This is a genomic window from Nonomuraea zeae, from assembly GCF_005889725.1.
In the GTDB taxonomy this organism is placed as follows: Bacteria; Actinomycetota; Actinomycetes; order Streptosporangiales; family Streptosporangiaceae; genus Nonomuraea; species Nonomuraea zeae.
The window spans coordinates 1-2,990 of sequence record NZ_VCKX01000572.1; the positions used below are offsets into that span (position 1 = coordinate 1).

2 protein-coding genes are annotated in these 2,990 nt (G+C 72.0%); both read left to right on the top strand.

The features are described from left to right. Positions 1-88: 88 nt before the first annotated feature. Positions 89-1,792, top strand: coding sequence for a sensor histidine kinase (locus ETD85_RS67170; RefSeq protein ID WP_138698936.1), 1,704 nt, complete (start codon positions 89-91; stop codon positions 1,790-1,792). 233 nt (positions 1,793-2,025) lie between these two features. Then, a complete protein-coding gene (locus ETD85_RS61275; protein WP_138698937.1) occupies positions 2,026-2,682 on the top strand; it encodes a response regulator in 657 nt (218 codons plus the stop codon). Positions 2,683-2,990 lie beyond the last annotated feature (308 nt).

Below are 2,990 nucleotides of genomic sequence, written 5' to 3' on the forward strand. Positions count from 1 at the left end.
GGCCAGGTGAAGGAGCGGGTGAGGGGTCGGACCGGGATCGGGCAGGGTTATGCGGAAATCCGGTGAGAAATCCGGCGAAGGGCCGGGCGTGATCCGCCGAATCACGCGGATGGTCGCGGAGCCGGGCGCGCTGGCGTTGTTCCGGGGTGACGCCGATCCGCCGCCTTCCGCCAGGCGGCTGACGTTCCCGGTGCCAGGCTGGCTCGGGGTGCTGCCGGCCCGGACCGTCAGCCTGGTCCAGCTGGCCGACCTCGTCCTGGCCTTCGTCCTGTTCGGCCTCACGCTCTCCATGGTCCTGGGCTGGAACCTCCAGGCCGCGATCGCCCGGGAGAGCCCGTCGCCGGTCTCGGACCTGTTCCTCTACCTGGCCGCGTTCGGCGTCTCCCTTCCCGTCGCCCTGCGCGACCGCTGGCCGCTGGCTGCCTGGCGGGTCGCCGCCGTGCTGCTGCCCGTCGTTCTCTGGGTGACCGCCACGCTTGACGGCAGCCAGCCGCCCTATGCAGCGCCCATGGTCCTGATGTACCTGCTGGTCCTCTATTCCGTGGCCGTCCGCTGCGACAGGCGGATCACGCTGGGCGTGTGGTTCGTCACGGTCCTCGCCGGTTGGATCATCCACCCCAACTCGATGGCGCTGGTGACCATCATCGTGTCGGTCGCCGTGCTGTTCGGCTACAACGTACGGGTGCGGCGCACCGCGACGGCCAGGCTGGTGGCGGAGGAGCGCCGATCCAAGGTGGCCGAGAGCGCGCAGGCCGTGCTGGAAGAGCGCACCCGGATCGCCCGCGAGCTGCACGACGTGGTCGCGCATCACATGTCGGTGATCGCGATCCAGGCGGAGGCGGTGCCGCTGAGGGCGGCGGGAGATCCTGCGGTGCTGGAGGCGGGGCTGGCGGAGATCCGCGGGCTGTCGCTTGAGGCGATCGCGGAGCTGCGCCAGGTGCTGGGCGTCCTGCGGGACGAAGAGGGCCGCACCGACACCGCGCCGCAGCCAGGTCTTGACCGGGTGGACGAGCTGATCTCCAACGCCCGCGCCGCCGGGCTGGCCGTGGTGGTCAAGCGGTCAGGGCCGCTCGAACAGGTGCCGTCCACGGTGGGGCTGTCGGCGTACCGGATCGTGCAGGAGTCGCTGAGCAACGCGATGCGCCACGCGCCGGGCGCGACCGTCGCGGTGGAGCTCACCGCGGGTGGCACGGCGGGCCTCCCAGCGGCTGGAGGAGCGGGATCTCCCCCAAGGGCCGGCGCATCGGATCTCCGAACGGCCGGGGGCGCAGGATCTCCCCCGACGTCCGGCGCGGCGAACCTCCGAACGGACGGGGGCGCAGGATCTCCCCCAACGGCCGGCCCAGCGAACCTCCGAACGGACGGGGGCGCAGGAGGTCTCCCAGCTGCCGACGCTGCGGGCCTCCCTACGGCCGACGCGGCAGGTCTCCCTACGGCCGGGGGCGCAGGAGGTCTTCCACCGGCCGGTGGGCGGATTTCGGGGGGCCTTTCAGCGGCTAAGGACGCGGCGTCTCCCCCAGCGGTCGGCGCAGGGGGCCTCCCGACAGGCAGCGCGAGGGGCCTCCCGACAGACGGCGCCGGAGTCCTCGGGCAGGGTCCGCAGGAGCTGCGGCTGCGCATCGCCAATGGGCCAGGTACAGGGCCGGGCGCGGCGAAAGGCGCCGGGCAAGGGCTGGTGGGCATGCGCGAGCGGGCGGCGCTGCTCGGTGGCACGATCGAGACCGGGCCGCAGCCCGGCGGAGGTTTCGAGGTACGGGTGACGCTCCCGCTCCAGGAACGCGCGGCCTTATGAGCCACGCGGACGAGCTGCCAGAGGGGCGCGAAGGTGCTGGATGAGAGCCTCCGAGGAGCGAGCGGGTTGCCTGGAGGGGGCGGTTAAGCGGGAGGAGGAGCCTACGAAGGTGTCCGGGGGCGAAGGTGTCCAAGACGAACGTGTCCGGAGCGACATGTCCAGGGCGAACGTGTCCCAGGCGAACGGGGCCACCCGTTCTCTGGAGGGTGCGTGAGCGTGGGAAGGGAGAGCGGTTGATCCGGGTTCTGATCGCCGACGACCAGGGGATGGTGCGTACGGGGTTCACCGCGTTCCTCAGCGCGCAGCAGGACATCGAGGTCGTCGGTGAGGCGGCCAACGGGCAGGAGGCGGTGGCGCAGGCCGCGGCGCTGAACCCCGACGTGGTGCTGATGGACGTGCGGATGCCGGTCATGAACGGGCTGGAGGCCACCCGGGAGCTCCTGTCGCGCCCGTCCTCGACGAAGGTGCTGATCCTGACGACGTTCGACCTCGACGACTACGTCTATGAGGCGCTGCGGGCCGGGGCCAGCGGGTTCCTGCTGAAGGACGCCTCCGCCGCGCAGCTCGCCGAAGCGGTGCGGGTGGTCGCGGCCGGGGACGCCCTCATCGCCCCGGCGGTGACCAAGCGGTTGATCCACGAGTTCGCCAGGCTCGGGCGGCCGCGTCCGGCGGCGGGGCGGCGGCTGGGCGAGCTGACCGAGCGGGAGACCGAGGTGCTCACGCTGGTCGCCCAGGCGCTGTCGAATCAGGAGATCGCGGGAAAGCTGTTCGTGGCGGAGCAGACGGTCAAGACGCATGTGGGGCGGGTGCTGATGAAGCTGGGGCTGCGTGACCGCGCCCAGGCGATCGTCTTCGCCTACGAGACCGGCCTGGTCCGTCCCGGCGAGTGAGCGGGGGTCGGCCAGGGACCGCCGCCCGCGCGGCGTGGGTGTCCCGTCCTGGTGGCTGAGCGCAGACGGTGTGGTGGATGCGGGTTCCGCCACCGAGCGGGGCTCAGACCGGTGCGATGGGCACATGCGGTCTGCGTAAGTACGCCTGCGGACGGGCTCAGAACCGCGCGCTGAGCGCGCCCGGCCTGCCAGCGCCTGCGGGCACATCGTGCCCGACATTCACCCAGGTTTCAGCCGAAGCGTCCGCCTGCGCAAGCCCAGAACCCACTGGGTCAGGAGGTCTGGTGGGGTGGTCACTTCCTCCCCCC